The sequence below is a fragment of the Acutalibacter intestini genome, from assembly GCF_034334985.1.
GTDB lineage: Bacteria > Bacillota > Clostridia > Oscillospirales > Acutalibacteraceae > Acutalibacter > Acutalibacter intestini.
This window is the reverse complement of record NZ_JAWXXL010000043.1, coordinates 1-25,644: the sequence shown is the minus strand read 5'-3', so window position 1 is coordinate 25,644 and position 25,644 is coordinate 1. Positions and strand designations below refer to the sequence as shown.

Here is a 25,644-nt window from a genome sequence, read left to right as displayed (position 1 = left end):
TGCTTAGTCACCAGTCCGTTGATGAATTTTTCGTATAGCGACCGCTTGAACTCTTTCGCCTTATCTAGCTGTACCTCGTTCTTGAGTATTTGCGCTGTGTAACCGGCCACAAGCTCCCGATTTATCTGTTCTTCACCCATGCTGTCCAGCAGCTTACCCAGAGCAATCACGCTCTGAATATGGCTTTGCAGGCTCTCCAAAACGCAGGCGGTCAGTGCGTCCTCCCGCAGCATGACGGGATTCTCACAACCGTGCTTTTTTCCAGTGGGGCAGTAATAGTAGATATACTGATTTTGTCCGGACTTAGCGGTTTTGCGGGTCATTGGACCGCCGCAGCAGCCGCAGATCAGCAAGCCGGAAAACAGGTATACCTCGCTGCCGTCCGGGGCTGTGCGGGTGTCCAGAGAGAGGATTTTTTGCACCAGGTCGAAATCACGGCGGGGGATAATCGACTCATGAGCGTCCTCCGTGCGCACCCATTCCTCTTGGGGTTTCGTCAGGATATTTTTGAGCTTGTGATTGTAGGTTTCCTGTTTGCCCTGCAAGAGAACGCCGGTATAGGTTTCATCCTGCAAAATGCGCAGCACGGTCTTTGCCGACCATTTTGCCCCCGGCACATCCGCGAAGCCGCCGGTAGGGTGGGGCAATCCCCGGCTTACTTTATACTGATATGGGGAAAGAACTCCCAGCCGGTTTAGCTCCGTGGCAATACGCTTGGCGCTGGCTCCGTCTATCTTGCGGCGGTAGATGTCCCGCACCACCCGGGCGGCGGCCTCGTCGATTACCAGCCGGTTGCGGTTCTCGGGGTCTTTCTGGTAGCCGTAAATGGGGCAAGCGCCTACATAGTCGCCCTTCTCCCGCTTTGCCTGGAGAGCGCTCCGGGTCTTAACGGAAATGTCGTGGCAGTAGGCATCGTTTATCATGTTCTTCAGCCCGATAGTCAGGTCATCGCCGCTGCGCTCATTGGCTGTGTCGATGTTGTCGTTGATGGAGATGAACCGTACCCCATAGGCCGGAAAAACCTGGCGCAGATAGCGGCCAGTGTCTATCCATTCCCGGCCCAGGCGGGACAGGTCTTTCACAATCACGCAGTTGACTATGCCAGCCTTGATGTCCTCCATCATTTCCAGAAACGCGGGCCGGTTGAACAGAACACCGCTGTACCCATCGTCCACCCGCTCAGAAACAATCTCAATATCTGTGTGGGTGGCAACGTAGTCTTGGATAAGTTTTTTCTGGTTCTGTATGCTGTCGCTTTCCTCTGTGCGGTCAGCCGTGTAGGACAGCCGCAGATATGCGTCGGCCTTATAAACAGACAAAAAAATCACTCCTTTTGCTTTGCGGACTTTCCCGGCAAAATCAAAGGGTGATTCGGATTTGTCTTTTTAATTCTTTTTTCCGACATCAGTATAGCACACAACTTTTGGGAAAGTCAACAGCTTTTTTACAGTAATATTTGTTTCAAGCACTCCTCCAACGTAGGCCCGTCTTTGGAGAACCGGGCGTGGACGGTGAATGAACCGCACTTGAAGCAGTATGGGTTTTTGATTTGGCGTAAGTATTCTTTGATACGTTCGTCCTTTGGTAGATTGGGGTCAACGTGTACGTCACGGATATCTACCAAAGACTCGGCACTTGATATTTGTTCGTTCATAGCGGCCTCCTTTACTTTTTGAACCGGTCAGGCAGCATTTTTGCACCCTGTTCGTTATATTTTCTGCGTATCAGACGGGCATAGCGCAGTGGCGGCGTGTCCACACGGGCCATCTGGATGATAACCGCCGGGTCGATTGTAGCCAGCCGGCGACATTTGCGTTCCGTGCCATGCCCCTGCCATGAGGCCCAGCATACGGGAAAAGGCAGGAGCGCCCAGTAGGTGATAGGCGTTAATGATTGCCCGGACCGGCTTAATCTCATAGCTTGCGCCTGTGGGCTTGTCCAGCGCCCAGGTGAACCCGGCCCGCTCAATGCGCTGCTTAATGTCAATAATGCTGGGGTCGGTGCCGGATTCTAGCAGTGCTTTGATGGAGCTGGCTAATTTCAAATGGCCGGTAGACTTGTCCAGCAGATAGTACATGGCGGCTTCCTGCTCATAGCTCAAGCCGGTATAAATCAGGCATGGGACTATCACATCAGCCCCGCCGTTCATCTTACGCATGGCCTCAATGCGGTGTTGGCCGTTTATAACATTGTAGCTGCCGTCCCGGAAACTGACCTCGATAGGCGATAAATAGGCCGGGTCCCAACGCCTGATTAGGGCGTTCACGTCGCTGGGCTTTACCGGGCGCTGATAGGGCTGGCCGGAGTTGAGATTGGCGGTGGACATCTCACGGGCAATGCCGGGGTTTGCATACCGCACCATCTCCGGGTTGGCTCCTTTATGAAAATTACGTTTCTTCAATAATTGATGCTCCTCTCTATCTTTTGCAGCATTTCCTCAATCACAGAGGTAATGGTCGCAAATCTTTTCGTGATGTAATCAAGCTGTTCCCGGTTGATTTTCGGGAACACAACCGTGCATTGGGACATATCGTACCAGGCGAAGTCCCGGTGGAAACGGTCTATCAACCCGTCCATGTCGGCAAGCAAGGTGCCGGGGGTGTAGCTGGCATCCTTGTTGGGATTCTTGAGGTCGGCTATGGATTCCTCTAAGGAAGAAAACTGCTTGCCGCCAATGGAGTAGGGTTTCTGGTATTCGTTCATGGAGTGGATTTCGCCGGTGGCTAACTGTGTGGCGGCTTGTTCCTGCTGGTCAGGTGCAAGGCGGGACAGCTTTAGAGCGTCTGTTTTGGTAATGTCCGCATTAGACCCTCGGATTATCTCTTTGGCTTCTGGTGTGAGATTCTTGGCGGTCTGAAGTTCACGGTGGACGGTGCTTGGATTAACTCCGAGTTTTTCGGCAGTATCTTTGACAAATGACCTGGCTGGATCAAGTTTGCATTTTGCAGTCTTGATTTCCCCGCTTTTTCTGTCCCCGCCATGTTTCGCTTCTGGATGTAATGCTTCGTATATCTCCTTGCGCCGGAGCAGTAAATCTCCAAACTCAATAGGTGAAAGATTCACGCGCACAAAATTCTCGTCTATCTCAGCAAGTTCGACCAGCAGGCCGCTGACATCGCAGACAGTACACTCTATCTCCGTCCATTCCAGCAGTTTTGCCGCCTCCAGGCGGTGATTTCCTGCAATAAGGGTGTGGTCTGGCGTAACTGTAATCGGGTTGAGAAGCCCAACCTGTGAAATACTCTTTGCCAGGTCTTGTACATCCTTGGCTTCTACCTTGCGTCTGCCAGGATTGATCTTTATTTCACAAATAGGCACAAGCAAAGGCGCTCATCCTTTCTATATGTGGTGTCCCATGATATAGGGTGCAGCACGAAAACCATCGTTGGCACGATGCGCGATACTTTCATATCCCCCTTTGACCCTGCGGTACGGGATTTGCGGTTGCTCCACTACGCTTTTAGCTTTGCCAGGGCTGGTCAACAGCCAGGGGGCGCTCGTGCCTTTGAGGTCGTTCTTTACGGTATCTATCAGTACCGCAGGCAGTCTTGGCGTCTGGACTGTACTGCAGTGGGGCGGTGTTTGGGTGCTGCTATGAGGTTTTCAAGGTACATGGTGGCGAAAAATATTTATACCCCGCCATATCCTTTAGGGTCCAACCTACGCTTTGGTCCCCATTTTTGAAAATTATTTTTTCTCCATCTCCTTCTTTAACTTTTTTAGTATCTGCACTTTCTTTTTGTGAAGGGAAGTTATTGCATAGTGTAGGGCTTCGCAGACCTCGCGTTCTGTCTTTTCATAGTAGAACAATTCCCGAATCAAGTGCATTTCTTCTTCTGATAACTTGCTGAGGGCCTGGTTCAAAAGAAAGAACAGGTCATCTTTTATAACGACATCATCGGGAGAGGGTGTTGAAGTATCCTCAAACTGAATACCGTGCTCACTTAGCCGCTCTAAAGAATCCTCACGGCTGGATATGAACTTGGCCGTTTCTTCCTCTTGGCTACTTACGAATCCCCCCTGCTTGAGCTTACCCATGAAGTATTTCTCCTTCTCAGTGTAGTGCCAGTAGGCACGATATACTTCCTCTGATACCTCAATCTTCTCTTTTCCAACGGTTATGTACCACTTTTTCTGTTTGTCCATTTTGATTCCTCCAGGATTTGAATTTGTTGAAAATCAAATCCTGGAGGTGGTGCACGTGGGCCAAAAAGCCAATGAGCTTGCTTAAAATGGCTCTTTAGTGCTCCTAAATGCGAAAAAATCGCAAAAAAATAAAAGAGATATGAAAAAATCATATCTCTTTTCACGGTAAAGTGTTTTTAGGCATACCTCTGCGCCGACAGGAAAGCCTTCTGCGGCGAAAGAGGCAGCGTTATGATACATAGGGATTAATCTAATAAAGAAAAGCCAGCCAGGCATGTCTCCTGACCGGCTATTTCTTAGGGGTTACTTCTGGATCTCTTCGGGGACTTTAGGCTCATAGCCGTACCCGAGAGAGGCCACGCCTGCCCCGAAACTCGCAATGCTCTCAATGAACTTAGCAATAATAGACCATACAGACATCATACGTCCTTTCTCCTTTCCTGGATTTTAGGTATTACCATCAAAACGGCCACTGCCGTCATTGTGGTTGAGCACATACAGACTATGTGTGGCATGAACGAGAGAAAGTATGCTATCAATATGCATAGTCCCTCACACGCAGTGATTTGCCAAGAAATGTTTCTGTTTTTTCGATATGAAACATCAGACATCGGATGATTTTTGTTCTTTATGGGCGTTAGCATAAAAACAACTGCCATAGATGAAAGTACCAAAAATGGGCAAAGAAACTCTATTCTAAGTGTTTGAATCAATCGGGCAGCATCGAAACAAATCAAGTACACTACATTACTGAGGATAAAACAACGTCCATATGTCTTGGCGTGGTAACCACCAGAAAAAAGCCGGATACTCACGAATATAAGGCTAAAGGTGAAAGAAGTATACACCGCGCCACACAAGCATGACAGAATGAACACGGAGAGCATTACTGCCAAGGATGAAATAGTTATTTCAAATCCATAAATATAAACTGCTCTACGGACTCGGACCATTGGGGATCTGCACAGAAGTTTTTCTGTTAATGCGGTAGCACAAGCGTTTAGCATAACGAGTCCCTCCTTTTCATAAGGCTATTATAGCAGAAAAGGAATTAAAAAAACAGATTTTTGTCTAAGAGGTATCAAAGTTTGTCTAAAAGGAGTTCAAGCACACGAAAACAGTTGAAACAAAGTAATGGTCCTGGTAGAAACTGCGCAGAGCGCCGCCATATTTTTTTGCTGTGTCAGCTATGTTTTGTAGGCCAAGCCCGTGGAGTTCTTGGGAGTCTGCTTTGGTGGTGTGCAAATTTGGGTTAGATACAAGCGGATCTATGTCCACATAGTTCTCCACACGGAAAAAGAGGGTGCTGTCATTCTTAACCCATATCTTAACGCTGACATTTCTTTTAGCTGAATTATGCACCCGCTGGCTCGCCTCAAAAGCATTGTCAATTTGATTGGACAAAACAGCGCAAATATCAACAGGGTCGATTTCGATTGGTTGAGAGATATCCATCGAATACTGAAAAGGAATGGACAGGTCCTCTGCTTCAGCGGCCTTGCAGTTGATAATAGCGTCGATGATGTTGTTTCCGCTTTTGCAGAAATTCTTTTCTGCATATGATGTTTTTAGGAGAGAGCGGGTGTATTGGGCGGTCTTATCCGCTTGTTCTTGACTCGCTAAAACTTCCAGGGCCTTGATATGATGATTAAAGTCGTGAATCCGCCGTGCGATTTCCTTTCGATTTTCGTATAGTGCTTGGTAGTTCTGGACAATTAGTTGATTTGTGTTGCGAAGAAGTTCTGCCCTCTGTTTTTCATCCTGATAATTGCCATTGATAAGTAGCAGTGCAATTACAGCAAAGATACACAGACACGAGAAGATGCAGGAAAACATGATAGCGTTCTGCATAGCCAGCAAAGAGTGGCTCATAATCAGGGCAATTAACGCTGTCATGACAGCATATACGGAAAGACTCGTACAAAAAAGCAAAAGTCTTTGCTTATAGCGGAGTTTTTGAAGACTAGGTAGAAAGTGCCATAAAAGTACCAATAGCAGTATATCTACCCCCTTATTCACCGCTAAGTATAGGGTTCGCAATGGACACGGATTTAACAGTGCCTGAAAAGAGTATGTATCAGTAACAGGGGATTCTGTTATCATACAGAAGATAAATAAGCAAATATAATCGACCGAATTAACAACCAGGACACTAATTACTGTTGCCGTAGAGCGAAGTAACCAGGATTCTTTTGAGACAAAGCGGCTTGATAGTACAATGAACGTGAAACCGATGCCTATTGTGACAAACGAGAAAGCTTGAACGGAGTTCAAAATAGCAATAATTGCGGTATATATAATAGTAAACATACAAATAAGGGCCTTATGCTTTTGCCCATGATGTAGCTCACATGATATATGCGTAACAGCGCACAGTATAACCGCTCCTTCGCAGACAGTCGCTGCTAATTCCATAAGGTCATAAGCCCACATCATGGTTCTTCACCCCAGACTTGAAGAATTGTAGATTTGACTCCAGGCAGCATTTTTCGGCTAATGGGGAGTGACTCATCGGTATCCATTTCTATGAAAGCTTGGGAAAGCTGCTGGACATGATCCAGATTGACAAAGCAACTGCGGCTTATAAAAACGAATCTCTCATCCCCTATTTTTTTGAATATTTCTTTTATGCCACGCCCGGTATTCACAATTCCTTGACGGGACGTATGGATTTCCAAATAGCGCATTACCCTCTGCACATACAGAATTTCGTCATATGGAATTCGCACAATATCGTGGTAGTATGTAACGGTGAGGAAATTCTTTTCTGCTTTTTCAGCTTCGGCCAGCGCCGCGTCCAGAGCCTCTATTAGTTCCTCATTCAAACTGAGCTTAGACACATACCGCAGCGCATCGACCTTATATCCTTCCCTTGACATTTCGATATGAGAAGTCAGGAATAAAATGGGTACAAGAGGGTGAGAAGTCTTGATCTGCTTCGCAAGGGAAAAGCCATCTAAGCCCGGCATCTCCACATCCAAAAAATAAATGTCGTAGACAGAGCCATCTATGATCTCATCCTGCAATGCGGATGGGTCAGAAAAAGTATGAAGCTGGAAGTTAAATTTCTTCTTTTTGGCATACTTCTGTAGAAGTTCGCTGATTTTGTCAATAAAGACAACCTCATCGTCACAAATTGCCACATGATACATTTGCAATTTCCCCCTTAGTCTGATTTGAAATCTGCGTATGTGTACTTAAATGAACGCCTGCGGTTAATATCCAGGAAAAAACTCTGTTCCTCTGAGACTAGCAGCATATATGGATCGTCTGGAGATTTCGGGTTCCGGGGGTTCAAGTTGCTATGATATGCATATACCCCAATATGACGGGTGAGAATCTTTTCCCTTATGTCCTCCAGGACTTCTTGGATGGGAGCGGTGTGGTACTTTGTCGCGGTCCATCGAGGAATCATCGCATGGATTGTATTTAGAGATAGGGCTGGTATTGGTTGTGATGGCGGCATAACAGAGAGGAGCGCCTTTAAATCATCCTCCGTATATTCTTTGATTCGCGAAAATAGATAAAGAATTTCATATAAGTCACAGTCACAAGATAGAAACAACTGGAATAAATCTGAGGTTCCTATTGGAAGAAGATTGTCATTCCTAAGAGCAATACACTTGGTTACAAATTCAGTCAAATTGTTTCTCATAGTCATATATGCAAATTCCTCCTTGATTTGGCAGCTAGAGCTATTATAGAAGAAACTTGCGTATTTGTAAAGCGTCTAGGCGTTTGTGCAATGGAGTTTCAAGTTCCTTTTTGGTAGAATAGTACTGAAAGGAGGGCAGCATATGGATTCAGTAGGCCGAAAGATTCGTGAATTGAGGAAAATCAGAAAACTTACGCAGGAGCAACTTGTGGAACGGTGCGGAGTATCCCCGTCTTGTATCTCCAGATGGGAAAATGATGCACTTCGCCCTACTGCGAAGAATATCGAATCTCTTTCTACTGCACTGAACGCCATTATAACTGAGTTATTTCCTTCATATGCTGTCCAACCCTCAGAGAGCCTGATTGTGCGGGAAATAGTCTCTATTGTGGAGCAAATGACGGAACCCGAGCAGAAGTTCGTACTTGAAACCTTGATTCATTACCAGGAGGTTCGAAATTCTCTTACTAAAGACAGTATACCATAGTTTTTCTTTTTTCACTATGTATGTCTAAATGGTCTATAAGTTCGTCTAAATGAAATCTTTTCAGGAGCAGAGTGCTGCTCCTGAATTTTTTAGACAAACTTTGATACGGCTTGGACAAAATTTTGTTATGGGCAAAAATGTGTGATATAATAAACTCACAGAAAGACATTTCAGCAATATAGTCTCAGAACACAATTATTGATTTCTAAGGAAGATTGGATACTGAGAAATAGCATATGGGAATGAGTAGAAAAGGTGAAGTACAAAGGAAAGAACTATGTGGATTACATAACATTCGGGTATGATTATAATGGCAATGTAACCCACATATGTTGGGTTCAGAATAGCTATGATTTTTTACCGATATTTCCAAGTGTCGAATTTGGTTTCCAAACACTTTCAGGTATGTTCGCTAGAAAGGAAAGTTTGCATGTATAAAAAATCCGCTTTTAATGTCGTCAATAAAAATGTGAGAAGAATTCTCATCTTTAACACAAAAACAAAAAGGTACTTAAAATCAATGAAAGATATAGAAGAGATATCTGATTTGATAGAATATCCTAATAAGTATCCAGACCATCCGCTCATACCGTTTTTAAAAGATGCTGGTGTCATTGTGAACCAGGCATGTGATGAAATGCAACATATTGGGGCATGGCGAAATGAATACATATATTCCCCTAAGCTGGAGTTGTGCATTTTGCCCACAGAACAATGCAACTTGCGGTGCCCATACTGTTATGAGGATTTCAAGCATGGGACCATGTCTCAAGAAACACAAGACGCATTGATGAACTGGCTAAGAAAAAATCTGCGAAACTATACTGAACTTAGTGTATCATGGTTTGGAGGCGAACCCCTTCTTGCAAAAGATGTTATCGCTTCTCTTTCACAAAGAATGTTGGATTTATGCCACCAGGCGAGAAAGCCTTTTTCGGCATCAATAACTACGAATGGCACTTTGTTAGACCTCGACACTTTTGCGATGTTACAAAAATATCGTATCACTGGTATCCAAGTGACACTCGATGGCCCCAAAGAAACACACGATAAGGTAAAAGGCATAGGGTCATATGATAAAGTGATTTCAAATCTTTTGGCGATAAGGGATAAGGTCAAGTCTTCTCATTCAATTTATATTTCAGTTAGGACAAATGTAACTAAAGATACTTTGTCAACGATGGATAAGTATTTGGATAAATTAGCTGAGTTGTTTGCCAATGATTGCAAGTTTGGCTTTTACTTCAGACCTGTTGGAAATTGGAAGATGGATGAACACTTCTCATTATCATCATCTCTATTAGATAGTTTATTTGAATTATACAATCCAATAATTGAACACCGAGCTCCTTTGAATTATAATGCCTATTGCAATTTACTTGAAAATCAAATTTGTGCTGCTGCAAAAAGGAACCAATATGTTATACGTGCGGACGGGACCGTATGTAAATGCACAATGCTTTTGGACGATGAAAGAAATCACATTGGAAATCTATCCAAATCCGGAGAAATGAAACTGGACGAGGACAGACTCCAAGAGTGGGTGAATTCGTTCAAGGAGGTTGAGAAATGTGGGGGATGCAGCTTTGCGCCATCCTGTATGAGCATTATGTGTCCAGCAAAAAAATTTACTTCCCCCGAAAAACCTCGTTGTGGATATGAGCCCGGCTCGATTACATATATTATGGAGTTGCTTGACCAATGTGATGTGTTTGAAATAATTCCCCCTTGGAGGTAAAGCATAATGACGGAAAGAAGTCGGATCATTGAGTGCTTAAATCATCTTGGTATATTGTGTGATGCTGAATCCAATTTCCTGCTATCCGATATTATTGAGGACTCTCTTTTATTTGTGGCTATGATTATTGAAATTGAGCAGGAGTTCAAAATTGAAATTCCGGATGAATATTTTCAGCCAGATAGATTGATATCATTTAGCGATCTTGTGGAAATGGTTAATACCCTTTCTTCCACTAAATAGTTGAATGAAATTATATGGCATGGTGAAATGAGTTTGAGGTACATAGATACTGTTAGTTTGATATCCCGAATCCATATCACGATGTACATAATCAATAGAATGGAGGTGAATATCATGAAAGAGACTCTGAATAAGCCTGTGGATTCTACAGCTAATGACAATTGGCTGGATTTGTACGGGGAGGCAACAGGCGGCAACTCGTGTGGTAATGGTTGCGGTCTGGATTGGTAAGTACACAATGCAGGAACAGTAAGCGTTAAAGCGGTAGCAATAACGCTTACTGTTCCTTGCGTGACTATTTTTATAACAGTATATCTATTATGGATATATTTCTCTTAGGTCAGAAAGTTGAGGTCGTTCATATGAGAATCGCAGTGTTGGATAGTAGAGCTTGGATTCAACATCCAATTTTTCAGAAGCACCTTCCTGTTATATATCAAGAAAGCGGTACGACATGGATGAATAGAACAGAGATCGTGCAAAAACCAAGTAATCCCCATGGAACAGCTGTATGCGCAATAATCGCACAACATACTTCTCCGAATATTAAAATCCACAATTTCGATATATTCCATAAAGAGCCACAAATCTTAACAAAGAAAGTAATTTCTGCTTTAAAATATATCATGGACGATGGCGGGTATGATATAGTCAATATGAGTTTGGGTATACGTACCCCAAATACTGAATTGGAGGATCTGTGTTATAAGATAAGCCACCAAGGTACGTTAATTGTTTCAGCTTTTGATAACGCTGGTGCAATCTCATATCCCGCTGCGTATCCATTTGTTATAGGTGTTGATACTTCACCTAGGTGCACCCACGCGGAGGATTTCGTTATCGTTGAAGACAGCCCGATTAATATTAGAGGAAAAGGCGGAGTCCAAAGATTGGCTTGGGTGGAACCGCCCTATACGATAAGTCAGGGAAATAGTTTTGCTGCGCCTTATGTTACTGCCTCTATTGCGTCCCATTTTACTAATGGCCCATCGCAAGAGCAGGCTTTAGATTTCATACGCCGTAATGCAAAACATATATATTTTTCTCAAAAGAGCAAAAATACCACCAGAAAGCCATTTCAGATTTCCAGTGCATCTCTTTTCCCTTACAACAAAGAGATGACAAGCTTGATTTCATTTAGAGAATTATTGGACTTCAATATAGTTGAAATCTTCGACACAAAATATTCAGGACACATAGGACTTCCTGTAAAAGGGTTATATGATGTAGAAAGCTGTTTTAATATTAAGAATATTGATGATATTAACTCAAAAGCAATTGATACACTCATCCTTGGGCATATCTCTGAAACAGAGGGTGTGTCTGGAAAAGCAATTAAGCGTGATGTACTTAATAAATGCTTGGAAAAAGGGCTTAACGTGTTTGCGTTTGACGATTTATACTTAAACGAATTTTTACCTCTATATGAGGCCAAATGTCTTTCATTGTATTGCCCAAATCATAATGTAATTCCCGTTTCGAATTACTTTGGTAAGTTATATCAAATGCGGTCACCAGTTCTTTGTGTAGCGGGAACATCAAAACGCCAAGGGAAATTCACCTTACAGCTTCAACTACGGAAAAAGCTAACGGAAAGACAATATATAGTTGGACAACTTGGCTCTGAACCTACAGCACAGCTTTGGGGGATTGATGAAGTTTTCCCATTAGGTTATAATGGCATTATTGAAAGTAATGTGCAAGATATTTTAGTTCAAACTAATATGTTGATGCATAAAATAGATGAAAAAAACCCAGACATAATTATTGTCGGCTCTCAATCAAACATATTACCAAGAGCATTCTATAATACAGGACAGATTCCTTTATCTCAAGTTGGATATATTCTTGGTGCAAATCCCGATGCTATTATTTTATGTGTAAATTTAGATGATGATATCAAAATGATCTCTAGATTTATCTATGGAATTCAAGGTCTCTGTAATTGCAGAGTGATAGCTTTGGGCGTTTATCCTTTTACATATTCAAACGGATGGGGAATTATTCGCAATAAGAAATCCAAGGCGAGTAATGAGTCAGTGGAAAAAGTTGTACAAAACCTTGAAAGCACTTTCAAAATACCGGTCATTATAGTAGGTGAGCAAGAGTACGAAGAGAAACTTGTAAATACTTGTATTAAATTTTTTACTGGAGATTCAACATGAGTAAATATGATTTAGGCTTTTTACTCCACTCAGGACACTTCCAAATTCAGATATCTAAAGATTTGTACTGGGTTCCAGTAAACACAATAGGTTCGCCACAACACAGCGTTCAAGATATAAGAGATATATCAATGTGTACCCCGCAACAAAAAAGAGCATATATTAACACTCTATATGATGCTGTTCAATTATTTGTTGCCTGCAACTTCCATGATTTACTGGATATTGTTGTTATAGAGGAAAATAATATCGAATGGGAACATCACAAACCTGGATATTATGCTATCTTAACAAATTGTGGTTGTTGCGCATCCGATGCAGCATGGTTACGATATTTGCTTTTTGAAAAGTATCAGGATGTTGGATATATCTCTTTCTCAAGGCCGAATGGCTCCGGTCATGTTTTTAATTACATTCTATCAGACGGATGGTACTACCTATATGATTTATGTCCCTTAACAGAGAAATATATTAAGAATGTTCTGGTTGAATCCGGTAAGATGGCAGACTTCTTAAAGGCAAAATATGTGACAGGTGCTCTACTACAATGTCGGCAACTTGAAAGTTTTGCTTTGTTTTTTAAACGTTTGCAACTGAGGGGAGGTTTTGACCATCTTTTCTTCAAACACAGTGGCGCGGAAGTCGGGCCAATTTCAACAATCATTAAGGGGGGGATAACAACTATATTGATGCCAGAGAATGCGGGGATTACTCCCCTGCTGATGCCGAACACTAAAACAATTCAGTCAAAATTTGTCTCTCACCCCAAATCTATACCAGATTGGGAAAGTAGGAGCAAAGAACTCCAATAAGAGGTGAAAGAAAATGTTTAAAGGAATATTTTTCTTACTTAAATATGCCTGGAAATATGAAAAGAAATATATCCCCTATCAAATTGTCCTACAGGTATTGACAGCCCTTATCCCCATAATCGACATAGTGTTTCCTAAATATATTATTGACGAAATACTTCGTGGAGATAATATCCAGAACGTCTTGTATTTGATAACAGGCATGATCATGTTAAATTTAATGGCATCCATGCTAGCAAGTTTTTTGGAGGGAAGGATATTTTTGCTGCAGGGAAGCATTTTTACGAAGTTTCAAACTATGATGGCCGACACGCTCTCTAAAAGTGACTTTCAGCGCCTTGAAGACCCTAAATTCCTGGATACTAAGGCAAAAGCAGAAAAATTCTTGTACGCAAATGGCCAAGGTTTTGCTGTTGTCTTAAAAAATTCGTTTAATATTTTGGGCAAAGCATTTACTTTCGTGGGAATCATTGCTGTAATACTTACATTGAACTGGTGGATTGTGGCCTTGTTCATATTACTCATTCTGTTGGATGCTTGGTACGAATCTGGCATAAGAAAGCAAAATATCCAATGGGACATAAACAAAGCGCCTATTGAGCGAAAAACGAGTTACTTCCTGGACTTAATCGAGAATTTTGCTTTTGGAAAGGAAATAAGAATTTATAACCTAAAAGATTGGCTTGTAGCTAAAGTAAACCATCATTTGCTAGAATCGGAAGCGTTCTATAAAAAGCAAACCAAGTTGCTTAATCGCGCTCAATACATCTCCGTGTTATTGAACTTTATCTTGAAAGGAATTACCTATATCTATTTAGCTTACTGCGTCATTAAATCAACAATAGGTATTGGCGATTTTACGATGTATGTGAATGCAATGATGAACTTTTCCAACGCAATGAAAAGTTTAATGGAAAGCGTATTGGACATTAGACAGTTTAGCGGATATTATGATGCCCTAACCGACTATCTAAACGTACCGCAGACAATGTACCAGGGAAAAAACTTGCCTCTCCCGGAAGGACCATATGAAATTGAATTCTGTGATGTTTCTTTTTGCTATCCTGGGCAAAAAGTTAATGCCTTATCTCATATTTCTTTGAAATTAAAGTATGGTGAAAAACTATCCATTGTTGGAGAAAATGGAGCAGGAAAAACAACTTTTGTGAAATTGCTTTGTCGCCTATATGATCCAACACAGGGGAAAATAACTTTGAACGGAATGAATATACAAGATATAAATTACGATTCGTATATGGGGCTGATTTGCTCTGTGTTCCAAGACTACAAATTATTAGCATTTACATTAAAAGAAAATGTTTCGTTCCAACACTCAAGTGATGTTGAGGATTCCTATATCGCAAAGCTTTTAGAGGACAGTGGATTGGGAGAAAAAGTGAGAAAATTGCCAGACGGAGTAAACACATATGTTTACCGCACATTCTCTGAAGAGGGTTTTGAGCCATCTGGCGGTGAAGGACAAAAGATTTCATTAGCTAGGGCAGTTTATAAAGATTCACCGATTATGGTTCTTGACGAACCAACAGCAGCGCTTGATCCTAGAGCTGAATATGAGATTTATCGGAAGTTTTCTGATTTGACAAAAGGAAAAACAACCGTTTTCATTTCTCACAGAATGTCAAGTTCTAAATTTTGTGATCATATCGCTTTTTTTGAGGATGGTCAAATTATTGAATATGGTACTCATAATGAGCTGATGGATTGCAACGGGAAGTATAAGGACTTGTTTGATATGCAAGCCCAGTTCTATATATAGTGGATTTCTTATAACGTTACAAATGCTCATATATTCTTTCCGGTCTTGGCCACATTAATCAAGAGTAAAAGTTTTATAAATGCCAATGCATTAGGCCGATGCCTTGGCCCGGAAACATTTCAAGATATTCATAAAGTACTTCGGGGCTTTCTGATAAAAGAAGATATCATGTTTTTTTGACCAGATATGATTTCAAGGGCACATCAAGTCAGACTAGTCTTAGACTTGGCCTTTCGGCTCCAAAAGCGGCAGCTTCTGGTCACAAAGACAGTATTTTCGTTTTTTTACGTGTCCGAGCAACAATGATTATAGACTTTATGCCAGTGGCATTTGAGATATTGTTATATTAGAGGGGCAACGTATCAACAATTTGATATTTTAGCCAGTGACTTGCATCCCAATTTTCCCGACCGGAATATCTATCTTATATCAGTGGATGAGCCGCTAGGGTACACTATAGAGATAGGATTGGTATTTGTCGTAACGACACTTTCTGTTTCAGTACCTTTAGGGATGGGTAAAACTCTAAATTGCTTCCAACCAAGTACAATATATGGCATCTTCAAATACGCGTATATCCCATTAGTTTTGTAAAATTTGCATTTCGTTCTTCTATCAGTACCTTAGCTATGGAGGGTAAAAACTATGTCTGAGGTAATACTCCCTTTTAAGATTCAAGATGTCACTTCTTATTGCTCAAACGCTTCCATCTGCGCAATAGCAAGAAACACTTCTGATTCTGAGGAGTGGCTAGCTAATAATTTCATTCAATTTCATTATGAGACAGAATATGATGTGTTTCATTATATGGGAACGCATATTTTACAGAAATTCTGCCCGTTTATTCAACATGAACAACTTGATAGAGATCTTATAAATTCAATATGGTATGGAGATATTATATCTATGTTTGAATTTATGCTATCTAGCAATAAATATATATATTGCTATGTTGACTTGTACCATATTAATGTTCAAAACAAATATTGGTATGATACCCCTTCTGTCTATCATGAGATATTTATTTATGGATATAATACAGATAGAAGCATATTTTACTGCGTTAACAATGTTATGGATGGACAATATCAAACTTTTTTTGTGCGGTACGAAGATATGGAAAAGGCTTATTGGGTAGTCCCGGATGCTTATTGGCATACTCATATTGAACTATACACTTACAAACCGCTTGGGGACGATTATTTGCGAATCAATCCCCAAATGATATACAATAGCATGGAGGACTACTTAAACTCTGAGTACCCTACGTTATTTGCGTTTCATCGCACTTTTTATACGGGAATTTCTTCCCTTAAATATGAACTTAATCGTATCGGTGAATTACCCAAATTGGATCGTCGGTGCTATCACTTGTTTTATGAGCACAAATCCCTTATGATTAAGCGGATCAACACCCTAAGAAAATGCGGGTTAATTCGTAATTCATCACTTCATATACAAAACTATAAGACTCTAGCGAAACTCTATTATCAATTACGCGGGATGGTTCTGAAATATAACATGACCAGCGAGTACGCAATACTACTCAGAATTAAGTCACTGTTTTCGGATCTTATTGATATGGATATAAAAGCGATGGAATCTATTTGTCAAGATGTGATTCGGCCATAGCCGCCTATATTTATCTATATTGATGTGGTATAGTTAAATTGTTCAGTAACAACTCCCAATACTGTAATTTCTTTTTATTACCTGCTACTGCGGCCAAGCCAACTCCGCAAAGTTCCGACCGCCAATACCTGCGTCCCCATTATGATAAAGCGCCAAATGCAAATGAGGCCCGGTAGAGTTGCCAGTACTGCCGATATAGCCTATAAGTTGGCCCTGGGTGACAGTTTCCCCGCTTGACACCGCCAAAGCCGATAAATGTCCGTATGCGGAAATCCATCCGTCCCCATGCTCAATAAATACACTGTTGCCAAAGGACCACATACCGCCCACCCCATGAGCGGGGGTCCATCCATCTTGGGTATAGCGCACACTCCCAGCGGCTACCGCATAGACCGGCTCACCGTAGCAGTTTGCAAAGGAAATGTCAATGCCATTGTGACCGGGGTAGGTGTCCCAGGGGTGACCGGGGAGAGGATAGGCAAACCGCCCGCCAGCAATGGCGCTGGCATCGCCCATACTACCCACCGATACCTGATAATATCTCAGCACATGGTCTACATAGTCAATATCGCCGTAACCGCCCCAGCCGTGGGCGGCTGCTTGCATTTCTGAGAACTCCCGGGCGTTATCTTTGGAGTAGCCGCCTCTTGCCAGCGCCCAGGATATGTAGCCGTTGCCGAAGTTATAGCCCTGCAAGGCCAGACTGATTGCTGGAATATCCGTAGGCCCGGTGGCCCCGGCCTCCCGGAGATTCCGGGCGATAATGCCTGTACCGAAGTTTATGGATTCCTCCACGCTTACCGGCGTACCTACAGGCAACCCCATCCCCTCCGCGCACTGCATCACGTCCCCGCCCGCATCGTCCACCCGGCCCCCGGATTCCTGCATGATAACTGCCGCAACGAGAGGGGCATACTCTGGGATGCCGTGTGTCTGACAAGCCGCGCTGATTTGGGGCATGAGAGCAATCACGTCTGCCGAAAGATTTACATTTTTAGCGGAACCGCCGCCCCGGAACGCTCCGGCAATGGCGGCGATCACCAGTAAGGGCATAAGAATAAGTGCCGTCAGCGCTCCCCAGGATGATGAACTGCGGGGAACGCTGGCGGCTATGTTTTCTATGGTGTCCTTGATTTTTTCCACTGCTTTCTCTGTGGCTTGAATCGCGGTCCCCACCCCCGGCGCGGCGGCATTGGCTCCGGCACTGCCAGCCGACTGCCCCGCAGCCTGGAAGGTCTGTACGGCCGCGCTGGAAGTTTCAGCGGTATGGATTGCCGCCCCTTGATTCTGTAACCCATTGGTGACAGAGTTTTTTTGCCAAGTGTTAAGGGAATGCTCCTCACTCAATCGCAAACTGCTATCAGTGGCCCGCATATGGGGAGGTTCTTCTGACACTGGGTGAGTGGCGGCTTTTGCCGGTGGTACATTCTTAGGGGCGTTCTGGTGGCTGGTATGTTTGGGTTGGGGATTGCGGCCCTGTATTTGTGCGGATGCCGGGGCAGCAGTGGGGCTAGGATTTGTAGCGGGCTTGTGCAAGGGAAGGGGCGGTTCCTCAGAGGTTTCCGGCCCGGAAATAGCCGGGGCCGGTTTTGTGTAGTCCCCACAGGGCTCAGAGGTTTTCTCACCCCGATTCTCTGCGGCAGGCTGACAGGGAGGCTCAACCGGGATTTGCGCATCTGCGCTTTTGGGAGGATTGTCCCCATGCTCCGGGGTAGGTAAAGGGGGAGGCGTTTCTGGCCCACTCCTTTGCTCCGCCTCTTGGGGCACAGAGGAAAAGGCCCCTTGCCGCCCTCTTTTGAACCGCCGGGCCGTGGACTTCTCTATAAATGCCCTTTTCACGGCCTCCTTACTCTTTTTCATCACATAATCAGCCGACTGCAAAGCCCGCTCGCCCATCACGTTAATGGCGTACTGCTCCGAACTATCCACCTTCTGATTCTGCTTGTCCCGTATCTGTAAATCGCTGCTCAAAAAGCCAACCCCTTTCTCTGTATGTATTCCTCCCAGGTTTCCCGGCGAAAGCATCCGCTGTAAACATATCTGTGGGCAAATTCCAGTTGTGCCTTGTTGGGGCGAATCCCCAGGCTTTCGTTTCGCTCCGCCTGGGCGTAGAGATTGATTCCCCGCAGCCCCTTTAACGCCTCTACCCGGCGGGAGGCGCTGCTCAAATCAGCCGTTACCAGCAGATAGACAAACACCCGGTATGGCTTAATCCCCCGCGCCTTTAACAGCTCGCAGGTGTGCAAAACCGGCTCAATCTGGCTCTCCTGGTCGCAGGAAAGGCGAAGGTAGCTTATCCATTTCAACCGGGCCAGAATATCCGCTATCTCCGGCGTGACCAGCCGCGCGTCCATGCCCTGGTTCAAATCGATCTTGTACCCGCTGCCAATCAGCCCGGCTAACTGCTCTATGCCATATTCACAGGCCAGAATGTTGTTGTCCATGAGCACCAGCTTGTCCGTGTCCGGGCGCACCAAGTCCCGCCATGCCCGGTAGGGCTGGATATTGCCCTCCTTCTTGGGCACGATGCACCAACGGCACCGGTTTGGACAGCCTCTTGTCAAGTAGCCGATGGCATAGTCGCAGTTGGGATAGATGGAGTAGTCCGGGAACACTGCGTCTATCTCCGGGGTCAGTTCTGTGAACAGGCCATAGCCTGTGCCGCCCTTGACGGTGTCTGGCGGTAGGTATGGGTTTTCGGGCGTAAAATCAAATACCTTGCTGCTGTATACCCTATCAAAAAGGCCCAAGGGTTCCCACCACTCCACGGTGTCCCCCTGAGCCTTGTGCCATGCGGATATTTTCATCAGCGCATAATTGGGAAAGCGTTTCTTTCCCCGAAAACGTTCGGCCTCCGCGTCGTGCAAGCCAACTCTCACTGCCCCACCTCCCGCTGATACCGCGTTTTCATTTGGGCCGGATAGAGGTCAACGGTAGGGCGACGTTTCCCTGTCCAGCGCAAGCCGCCTGCCTGCCCGATACACTTCCAGCCAGCAGCCCACAGGCTAACCCCGCTTTCGCTTTCCAGGATGTATGTAATCAGGCGTTTGTACCCCATAGCCCGTGCTGCCCGCCATGCCGCAGCATATAGCATGGAGCAGGCGTTCCGGGAGCCGTCGGTGCAGAGGCGGTTGACTTCCAGGGTCCACCCATCGTCCAGATACCGGCTGACCGGCCTGCCGACGATTACCACGCCTACTATCTTCTCACCACCGGATAGACCGATAGAGAACTTGTGGCCTGCTACCGGCCCGTGGTGCCGGTGATATGCGCTGACAAAGGCATTGGCCTCCTTCAAAGTAATGGGAACAATTTCTATGGCATATCTCCTCCTCTATCTTTGAAATAAACCCTTTCCCACATCCCCAATCTAAGCCGGGGACATGGGAAAGGGCTGCGGTTTCCCGCAGACCTTTCAGTTACTCATTAACAGCTATCACCGCCAATCTTCCGTTATTTTGCGAATACTCACAGGTCACAAGGGTCAAGAGCCTGTCTCCAAAGACAAGCTCCCGCCCGGTATCATAAAGCCTCCTTTCGCTTAGATTTTCCACAAGCGTGTTAAAAGCACCAGCGCTGATGTTAATTTGGTCGAACAAGCTCCATTCCCCCGGCCCATAACTTCCAGCCGCCCGAACTACCGCCGCCACTTGGTAGGTTTCCGCTCCGTGTTCCGTTTCCAGGATGATTTGCGGATGGGCGGCTGAATAGCCCTCATCCGCATAGTTCAACAGCCCGGAAAACATGCTCCCATCGTTCATGTGGTGGCCGTAGATGATGAGATTATCGGAACTGTCCAGGCTGCACCGCTCGTCCAGAAAGGCCAGGCCGTAGTCGGTGTAGTTGCCATCAAAATCATGCTTGAGATAAAAGTCACTGTTCTGCATGACCGGAAAATCTATGGACGTGCCGGGGATGAATACCCAGCCTATACAGTCAGGGTTCTTCTCTTTTAGTACAGCGAAATCGTGCAGGATAGGTTCGCCAAGACTTTCCGCGCCGGATTGTGGAGCCGCAGAGGGTTTCGCCACAGATTCCAGTCCTCCTTTCAAATCCGTGACGGTTCCCCTAACGGCCATCTTGCGAATCTCTGCGATTTTTGCCTCCTGTTCTTTTGATTCATGCCAGACGTTCACCAGCCAGCAGGCGGCAACTGTGGAGCCAAGAACCAACAGCACAGCCAGCGCCGCCGCCAGACGTTTCATCGGCGGCCTCCGGAGCGCTTGCGGGAATCCCGGTAAATGAAAATTCCAATAATCAGTCCAACCAACAGCACCATGCCAGCGGCGGCAAAAGGCAGGATGTTCTCATAGTCCTTCAAGGTAAAGCCCTGCGGCTCATCTTCTGAGACCTCGCCGGGAAGATAGGTTTTTACCTGGATTTTCTGCAAAGATTCCTCATTACTAACCTCAAAACGAACGGTATCACTCTGCCCATCCTGGGTAATTTTCAGCGCATACTCGCCCTTGGGAACCCGGATAAGGCGGTGGGCAGTTCCCTCAGAAGTCCATTTTGCCAGCTCAGTATTATCCTCACCCAGCAGCGCCAAGCTAGCGCCCAGAACAGCAGAATCGGTGGCTGTACTCCACACAGACAAGTCAACAGCCACATATTTACAAGCTACCGTGAACTTGCTCTCAAGCCCAGAGGGAATGTCTGTGGCGATTTTCTCCATAGAATACCCGTCCGGCAGTTCAATGGGGACTGCCACAAACGCCGCGACCGGCACATTCTGAATAAGCGCGGTCCCATCTTCGCCGGTCTTGCCAACATAAAGCACGTTGGCCTTGGTGTAAGGGTCGGCGCACTTTTCATCAGCGGCTTTCTGGTCCTTGAGCTGGGCCAGGGTTTCGCTGATGTCGGTACTGCCGCTCTCCGTTTCCTTTTTGACTTCCGGCAAGGGGTCCTCTCCCGGTTCAAAAATCCCCACGGTCACACCGGGAACCGGCTGGCTGTCATCGTCCAAAACGGTCAGGGTCAAGTCGCGCTGGTTCGCTATAAAGCTAAAGGTCAGATAGGCGCTCCCACTGCCTGCCAGTTCTATAGCCTGCGGCTGGGGCAGTTCAAAACCTTTCACGCTTTTGGGCGTGACGGTGTACTTTCCAGCGGGGATTGCAGTGACAATTTTTCCATCTGCGCCGGTCTTAAAGTTTTTGCTGAACTTGCCGCCCTTGGCCTTTGTCCCGCTGACTTCAAAAGAGAACGCCTGCCCTGTTTTGTCAGAGGTACAGGCGATGGTGAGCTGCCCATCGGGGATAGACGTAGGTGTGGGAACAGCCGTGGGCTTTGGGGTAGATGTGGCCTTGGGCGTAGCAGTCGGGGCCGGAGTAGGCGTGGCCTTTGGCGTGGGCTTGGGTTTCGTCACATTGTTGGATGTCCCGCCCTGGTTGACGGGAGGTGCCGGGACTGGCGTAGGGTCCGGTTCTTTTTCCGTCAGATACTGCGTGTAGTTTCGCCCGGATTTCTCAGCCAGCTTGTAGGAGATATGCACCGCGCCGCATATTTCGCCGCTGTTTTTAAGATGGTTTAGCTCCTCCTGGGCCGCTTGCAGTGTGACGTACTCAAAGGACTTGCTCTCGCCCTTTTTGCCCAGCGTAGCGCCGTAATTCTCATAGGTTACGGTCACACTGCCGATCTGCTTTTCATGGCTGGCAATCAGCTCTATGTCCGGCGAGAACTTCCCGGCAATCAAAACCTCGTTTTCCCCGGCTACGATCTTCTTGCCCTCGCTGGTGCGTATCTCTTTATCGCCGCCAGAGATAACTATGCTGGTGACGGAGAACTTCACGCCAGCAGCCGATTTGTAACCCTTTGGAGTAGAAGCAGGCCGCAGCTCATACTCGCCGGGGTCCAGACTGCCCACGGTGATCTTTCCGGCCTTATCCGTAGTCAGGCCAGATTTTACCGCCGCCGTTCCCTTATACAAGGTATAGGCAGCATTGTGAATGGGCTTTAGGGTGCGGCTGTTCTTGACCGTCAGGGTCACACTGCCTTTAGCCGGAGTAATGTCCACCGGGTCATACACGGCAAGACCCAGCTTTTTCTCAACCGTTTCCTCGCCGCATATCAGTTTAACCGTCTGTACGGTGGAGGCATAGAGGGAATCAAATTGCAATGCATTCCCCTTGAAAGAAAGAGTAAAGGCGGGGTCCTCCCCCGCCTCTACATTGGTGATTTCTTTGTCCAATCCAAACTCGCCGGAGAATGTCTCCCCAGGCGCTTCCCGGTAGAAAACCCGGTCGGGGATGGGCAGGTCTGTGACCACTACCGCCCCAACCGGGAGTGCGCTGGCAAACACAAAGGCCGCTGCCAGAACGACAGCGGCCAGTTGATTCAGTTTCTTCATACTGTTCTCCTTATGCGCGCCGGTGCTTGAGCAGATACCAGAGCAGCCGCCCAGCGCAGGCAAGCATGAGCAAGGCCGCACCGCCAATCAGCCAGGGGCTAGGCCGGGTATCGCCGGTCTTGGGCACGTCCTTAGAGGGGGTGGTGGGTATCTTCTCGTTTTCGGCAGTGACTTCCACCGTAGGCATTTTTGCGCCGATCTCAAACTTGTGCTCGGTATCGTCCAGTTTGTACCCCTCTGGGGCGTAGACCTCCTGATAGGTGTAGCTGCCGAAAGGCAGATTCTCAAAGACGATCACGCCATCTTTATCGGTTTTGCCCTCGGCAACCACCTGGCCATTCTCATCTTTCACACAGAAAGTAGCTCCGGCCAACGGTGTGGTCGTACCCTTCTCTACCTTGACGATCCGCAGGGAGCCGGTCTGCTTCTTATTGACGAAACCGGCTTCTTTATCGGCGGTGTTGGTGACTTCCACGCGCTCACCGTCCTCGGCCAGCTTGAAGTAGTAATATCCACCGTCAGCGGTATAGCCCTCCGGGGCCTTTTCTTCGTGGAGGAAGTAGCCGCCAACCGGCAGGCCGGACAGGGAGTAGGAATCCTCCGAAAATTCCAGCTTGCCAAAGAGGGTATCGGTTTCCGGGTCAAACTCGGCGTTGCCATCCACGTCCGCGTAAACCGAAAACGCCGCGCCGGAGAGGTTCTCACCGGGAGCGCCCCCGGCAGTCTTAACGACATAGACAGAGCCGCGCTTGAGCTTGTTGTGGAACTCGATTTCAGCAGGCTCATCATTGGGGGTGATTGTCACGGCCTTGCCCGCCTCGATGATGTACTTGGCGGTCACATCGTTCTCCACCTCGGTGACGGTGTACTCGCCGGGGACCAAATCCTGCACATAAATCTGGCCCTGCTTGTCCGTGACAAAGGTTTCCTCATAGCCATCTCCGGTCACGATGAAGGGAATCCCCTCCACAAAATCGTCCTCGGAAGTCTTGCGGATGAGCAAGCCGCCCTTGCGCCGGATGATAATGGTCTGGTCCTTGTCCTCCAAGTCAGCGTGAACCGCTACCTCTTTGCCCTCAGGTATACGCTCTCAAATACCACGATGGTCTTGCCAGCCAGGGTGCTGGCTGGCAATGTAAAGGTCATTTCTACCGTGCCGGTAGGCTTTTCCGGGATGAAAATGGCCTCGGCGGTGACTTCCTTGCCATCTGCCAGCAGCTTGCTGCCCGTGCCCTTATCCATGAGCACGCCCTTGACCTGATAAGTCTTGCCGGGAATCAGGTTCCGGTAGGTAACGGTATCGGTCAAAGTGATGGTTTCCAGAGGGTCAACCTCTTTTTCGCCGTCTACCGTGGCCTTGGTCTTGATTTCGGGGCCGTCAAACTCCACGGTCTGGCCCTCATCGTTGATGTCCGTATGGGAGGCAACCTCTTTGCTGTCGAAGTAGAGAGTTTCAAAGACCACCACGGACTTCCCAGCCAGGGCAGAAGCGTCCAAGGTGAACTGGATTTCCTCGGTGCCGCTGGCGTTCTCAGGTGTGAACTCCTTCTCAGCGGTGACTTTCTGGCCGTCCACCAGGAGGGCCGCGCCGCTGGATTTGTCCATGAGTATGCCAGACAGCTTATAGGTCTTGCCAGGGGTCAGGCCGGTGTAGCTGACCGTATCGGTGATGGTGATTTCTCCCTTGGGTTCCACTTTTTTCTCACCGTTTACGGTAGCCGTGGTCTTAATCTCCGGCTTCTCGCTGAAGGTCACAGTCTGGTCCTTGTCCTCAATATCGGCATGGGTGCAGACCTCCAGCTTGTCCCTATACAGGGTTTCAAAGACAACGACGGTCTTTCCCGCCAGAGCGGACGCGGCAAAGGTAAAGGGGATGTCAATGCTGCCCTCGGCCTTGCTGGCCCGGAAAGTGGCCCCGGCTGTGATTTCTTTTCCGTCTACTGTCAGAGGCTTACTGGTGGACTTGTCCATGAGCACACCCTTGACCGTGTACTCCTTGCCGGGAATCAGTCCGGAGTATTTCACTGTGTCAACGATGGTAATCTCGTCAACAGGCTCGGCGGTATGCTCCCCATTGGCAGTGGCAGTAGTGCCGATTTTGGGCTCGGTAAAGGTGACAGTCTGGCCCTCGTCCTCAATATCTGCGTGGCTGGCAACCTTGCTCTCACCCTCGTACAAATCCTCGAACACCACCACGAATTTGCCCGCCAGTGCGCTGGCGTTAAAGGTGTAACTCAGCTCAACCGTACCGCTCTCAGCCTTGGGAGTAAACTCTTTTTCTGCCGTAATCTCGTTTCCGTCCACCAGGAGTTTTTCGCCGGTTTCCTTATCCATGAGTACACCAGACAGCTTGTAGGTCTTGCCCACGGTCAGGCCGGAATAGCGCACTGTGTCCACAATGGTGACTTCGGACAGCGGCTCACTGTTCTTCTCACCGTCAACCGTGGCGGTGGTGCCAATCTCCGGGGTCCCCTCTTTGCTATCGTCAATGGTGCCCAGCTCGATCACCGTGCTGTCCCTGCTGATGAAAATGTTGGGGACTGTCACCAGGGCATAGCCCTTGTTGCCCTCGCAGCGCAGTTCCTCGAGCAGATAGTAGTCATAGGGAAGGGCACAAAGACCATCCTGGGTTTCCACCATCCA

At 46.6% G+C, this 25,644-nt stretch carries 24 protein-coding genes; 7 read left to right on the top strand and 17 right to left on the bottom strand.

What is annotated here, in order from left to right; all coding sequences use genetic code 11:
* From U8U68_RS18990 to U8U68_RS18950, 10 genes are all read right to left on the bottom strand, one after another.
* Window positions 1-1,319 (bottom strand): recombinase family protein (locus U8U68_RS18990; RefSeq protein WP_322203637.1); only part of this gene is annotated, 1,319 nt, incomplete at its 3' end.
* A gap of 125 nt (window positions 1,320-1,444) precedes the next feature.
* Window positions 1,445-1,654 (bottom strand): DUF6870 family protein, encoded by a 210-nt coding sequence (locus U8U68_RS18985; RefSeq protein ID WP_322203635.1) that lies wholly within the window; start codon window positions 1,652-1,654, stop codon window positions 1,445-1,447.
* 54 nt (window positions 1,655-1,708) lie between these two features.
* Window positions 1,709-2,401 carry a DUF6551 family protein gene (locus U8U68_RS18980; RefSeq protein WP_322203633.1) on the bottom strand — a complete coding sequence of 231 codons (693 nt, stop codon included), beginning with the start codon at window positions 2,399-2,401 and terminating at the stop codon, window positions 1,709-1,711.
* On the bottom strand, window positions 2,398-3,318 hold the full coding sequence (locus U8U68_RS18975; protein ID WP_322203641.1) for a ParB/RepB/Spo0J family partition protein: 921 nt from the start codon (window positions 3,316-3,318) through the stop codon (window positions 2,398-2,400). The genes U8U68_RS18980 and U8U68_RS18975 overlap by 4 nt, the downstream gene beginning before the upstream one ends.
* 369 nt (window positions 3,319-3,687) lie before the next feature.
* Window positions 3,688-4,146 (bottom strand): sigma-70 RNA polymerase sigma factor region 4 domain-containing protein, encoded by a 459-nt coding sequence (locus U8U68_RS18970; RefSeq protein WP_322203631.1) that lies wholly within the window; start codon window positions 4,144-4,146, stop codon window positions 3,688-3,690.
* A 303-nt stretch (window positions 4,147-4,449) separates the two neighbouring features.
* Window positions 4,450-4,569 carry a cyclic lactone autoinducer peptide gene (locus tag U8U68_RS18965; protein ID WP_322203629.1) on the bottom strand — a complete coding sequence of 40 codons (120 nt, stop codon included), beginning with the start codon at window positions 4,567-4,569 and terminating at the stop codon, window positions 4,450-4,452.
* Complete coding sequence (locus U8U68_RS22525; RefSeq protein WP_437124451.1) at window positions 4,566-5,099, bottom strand: accessory gene regulator B family protein; 534 nt, start codon at window positions 5,097-5,099, stop codon at window positions 4,566-4,568. Before U8U68_RS22525 ends, U8U68_RS18965 begins: the two co-directional genes overlap by 4 nt.
* 139 nt (window positions 5,100-5,238) lie before the next feature.
* Window positions 5,239-6,138 carry an ATP-binding protein gene (locus U8U68_RS18960; RefSeq protein ID WP_322203627.1) on the bottom strand — a complete coding sequence of 300 codons (900 nt, stop codon included), beginning with the start codon at window positions 6,136-6,138 and terminating at the stop codon, window positions 5,239-5,241.
* Window positions 6,139-6,578: 440 nt separating this feature from the next.
* On the bottom strand, window positions 6,579-7,298 hold the full coding sequence (locus U8U68_RS18955) for a LytR/AlgR family response regulator transcription factor (RefSeq protein WP_322203625.1): 720 nt from the start codon (window positions 7,296-7,298) through the stop codon (window positions 6,579-6,581).
* Window positions 7,299-7,312: 14 nt separating this feature from the next.
* Window positions 7,313-7,807: a hypothetical protein gene (locus U8U68_RS18950; RefSeq protein ID WP_322203623.1), complete on the bottom strand. Its 495-nt coding sequence runs from the start codon at window positions 7,805-7,807 to the stop codon at window positions 7,313-7,315.
* A 136-nt stretch (window positions 7,808-7,943) separates the two neighbouring features.
* On the opposite strand from U8U68_RS18950, the gene U8U68_RS18945 reads away from it, so the two are divergent.
* The 7 genes from U8U68_RS18945 to U8U68_RS18915 all read left to right on the top strand — a co-directional run bounded on the left by U8U68_RS18945 (window position 7,944) and on the right by U8U68_RS18915 (window position 16,655).
* Window positions 7,944-8,288: a helix-turn-helix domain-containing protein gene (locus U8U68_RS18945; RefSeq protein ID WP_322203621.1), complete on the top strand. Its 345-nt coding sequence runs from the start codon at window positions 7,944-7,946 to the stop codon at window positions 8,286-8,288.
* Between the two features lie 430 nt (window positions 8,289-8,718).
* On the top strand, window positions 8,719-10,026 hold the full coding sequence (locus U8U68_RS18940) for a radical SAM/SPASM domain-containing protein (RefSeq protein ID WP_322203619.1): 1,308 nt from the start codon (window positions 8,719-8,721) through the stop codon (window positions 10,024-10,026).
* A 6-nt stretch (window positions 10,027-10,032) separates the two neighbouring features.
* Window positions 10,033-10,269, top strand: coding sequence for an acyl carrier protein (locus U8U68_RS18935; RefSeq protein ID WP_322203617.1), 237 nt, complete (start codon window positions 10,033-10,035; stop codon window positions 10,267-10,269).
* Window positions 10,270-10,631: 362 nt separating this feature from the next.
* Window positions 10,632-12,434 carry a S8 family serine peptidase gene (locus U8U68_RS18930; protein WP_322203615.1) on the top strand — a complete coding sequence of 601 codons (1,803 nt, stop codon included), beginning with the start codon at window positions 10,632-10,634 and terminating at the stop codon, window positions 12,432-12,434.
* Window positions 12,431-13,246 carry a hypothetical protein gene (locus U8U68_RS18925; RefSeq protein ID WP_322203614.1) on the top strand — a complete coding sequence of 272 codons (816 nt, stop codon included), beginning with the start codon at window positions 12,431-12,433 and terminating at the stop codon, window positions 13,244-13,246. The genes U8U68_RS18930 and U8U68_RS18925 overlap by 4 nt, the downstream gene beginning before the upstream one ends.
* 13 nt (window positions 13,247-13,259) lie before the next feature.
* Window positions 13,260-15,023: an ABC transporter ATP-binding protein gene (locus U8U68_RS18920; protein ID WP_322203613.1), complete on the top strand. Its 1,764-nt coding sequence runs from the start codon at window positions 13,260-13,262 to the stop codon at window positions 15,021-15,023.
* A 645-nt stretch (window positions 15,024-15,668) separates the two neighbouring features.
* The gene (locus tag U8U68_RS18915; RefSeq protein WP_322203612.1) at window positions 15,669-16,655 is read left to right on the top strand and encodes a hypothetical protein; all 987 of its coding nucleotides are present in this window, start codon (window positions 15,669-15,671) and stop codon (window positions 16,653-16,655) included.
* A gap of 84 nt (window positions 16,656-16,739) precedes the next feature.
* Here the strand turns inward: U8U68_RS18915 and U8U68_RS18910 are convergent, their stop codons facing one another.
* From U8U68_RS18910 to U8U68_RS18880, 7 genes are all read right to left on the bottom strand, one after another.
* Window positions 16,740-18,626 carry a peptidoglycan DD-metalloendopeptidase family protein gene (locus tag U8U68_RS18910; protein WP_322203611.1) on the bottom strand — a complete coding sequence of 629 codons (1,887 nt, stop codon included), beginning with the start codon at window positions 18,624-18,626 and terminating at the stop codon, window positions 16,740-16,742.
* Window positions 18,623-19,534: a radical SAM protein gene (locus U8U68_RS18905; protein WP_322203610.1), complete on the bottom strand. Its 912-nt coding sequence runs from the start codon at window positions 19,532-19,534 to the stop codon at window positions 18,623-18,625. Before U8U68_RS18905 ends, U8U68_RS18910 begins: the two co-directional genes overlap by 4 nt.
* The gene (locus U8U68_RS18900) at window positions 19,531-19,974 is read right to left on the bottom strand and encodes an XF1762 family protein (RefSeq protein ID WP_322203639.1); all 444 of its coding nucleotides are present in this window, start codon (window positions 19,972-19,974) and stop codon (window positions 19,531-19,533) included. Before U8U68_RS18900 ends, U8U68_RS18905 begins: the two co-directional genes overlap by 4 nt.
* Before the next feature lie 100 nt (window positions 19,975-20,074).
* Window positions 20,075-20,860 carry a class B sortase gene (locus U8U68_RS18895; protein ID WP_322203609.1) on the bottom strand — a complete coding sequence of 262 codons (786 nt, stop codon included), beginning with the start codon at window positions 20,858-20,860 and terminating at the stop codon, window positions 20,075-20,077.
* Window positions 20,857-23,001, bottom strand: coding sequence for a SpaA isopeptide-forming pilin-related protein (locus U8U68_RS18890; protein WP_322203608.1), 2,145 nt, complete (start codon window positions 22,999-23,001; stop codon window positions 20,857-20,859). The genes U8U68_RS18895 and U8U68_RS18890 overlap by 4 nt, the downstream gene beginning before the upstream one ends.
* A 10-nt stretch (window positions 23,002-23,011) precedes the next feature.
* A complete protein-coding gene (locus tag U8U68_RS18885) occupies window positions 23,012-24,049 on the bottom strand; it encodes an MSCRAMM family protein (protein ID WP_322203607.1) in 1,038 nt (345 codons plus the stop codon).
* A gap of 14 nt (window positions 24,050-24,063) precedes the next feature.
* Window positions 24,064-25,644, bottom strand: a 1,581-nt coding sequence (locus U8U68_RS18880) for a VaFE repeat-containing surface-anchored protein (protein ID WP_322203606.1), incomplete at its 5' end; no start/stop codon positions are given.

Bases quoted from the DNA above. Each gene is read 5' to 3' on its own strand.
- U8U68_RS18940 (WP_322203619.1), top strand. From the start codon at position 8,719: ATGTATAAAAAATCCGCTTTTAATGTCGTCAATAAAAATGTGAGAAGA.
- U8U68_RS18965 (WP_322203629.1), bottom strand. From the start codon at position 4,569: ATGATGTCTGTATGGTCTATTATTGCTAAGTTCATTGAGAGCATTGCG.
- U8U68_RS18895 (WP_322203609.1), bottom strand. From the start codon at position 20,860: ATGAAACGTCTGGCGGCGGCGCTGGCTGTGCTGTTGGTTCTTGGCTCC.
- U8U68_RS18950 (WP_322203623.1), bottom strand. From the start codon at position 7,807: ATGACTATGAGAAACAATTTGACTGAATTTGTAACCAAGTGTATTGCT.
- U8U68_RS18920 (WP_322203613.1), top strand. From the start codon at position 13,260: ATGTTTAAAGGAATATTTTTCTTACTTAAATATGCCTGGAAATATGAA.
- U8U68_RS18915 (WP_322203612.1), top strand. From the start codon at position 15,669: ATGTCTGAGGTAATACTCCCTTTTAAGATTCAAGATGTCACTTCTTAT.
- U8U68_RS18930 (WP_322203615.1), top strand. From the start codon at position 10,632: ATGAGAATCGCAGTGTTGGATAGTAGAGCTTGGATTCAACATCCAATT.
- U8U68_RS18945 (WP_322203621.1), top strand. From the start codon at position 7,944: ATGGATTCAGTAGGCCGAAAGATTCGTGAATTGAGGAAAATCAGAAAA.
- U8U68_RS22525 (WP_437124451.1), bottom strand. From the start codon at position 5,099: ATGGTCCGAGTCCGTAGAGCAGTTTATATTTATGGATTTGAAATAACT.
- U8U68_RS18935 (WP_322203617.1), top strand. From the start codon at position 10,033: ATGACGGAAAGAAGTCGGATCATTGAGTGCTTAAATCATCTTGGTATA.
- U8U68_RS18970 (WP_322203631.1), bottom strand. From the start codon at position 4,146: ATGGACAAACAGAAAAAGTGGTACATAACCGTTGGAAAAGAGAAGATT.
- U8U68_RS18955 (WP_322203625.1), bottom strand. From the start codon at position 7,298: ATGTATCATGTGGCAATTTGTGACGATGAGGTTGTCTTTATTGACAAA.
- U8U68_RS18890 (WP_322203608.1), bottom strand. From the start codon at position 23,001: ATGAAGAAACTGAATCAACTGGCCGCTGTCGTTCTGGCAGCGGCCTTT.
- U8U68_RS18985 (WP_322203635.1), bottom strand. From the start codon at position 1,654: ATGAACGAACAAATATCAAGTGCCGAGTCTTTGGTAGATATCCGTGAC.
- U8U68_RS18925 (WP_322203614.1), top strand. From the start codon at position 12,431: ATGAGTAAATATGATTTAGGCTTTTTACTCCACTCAGGACACTTCCAA.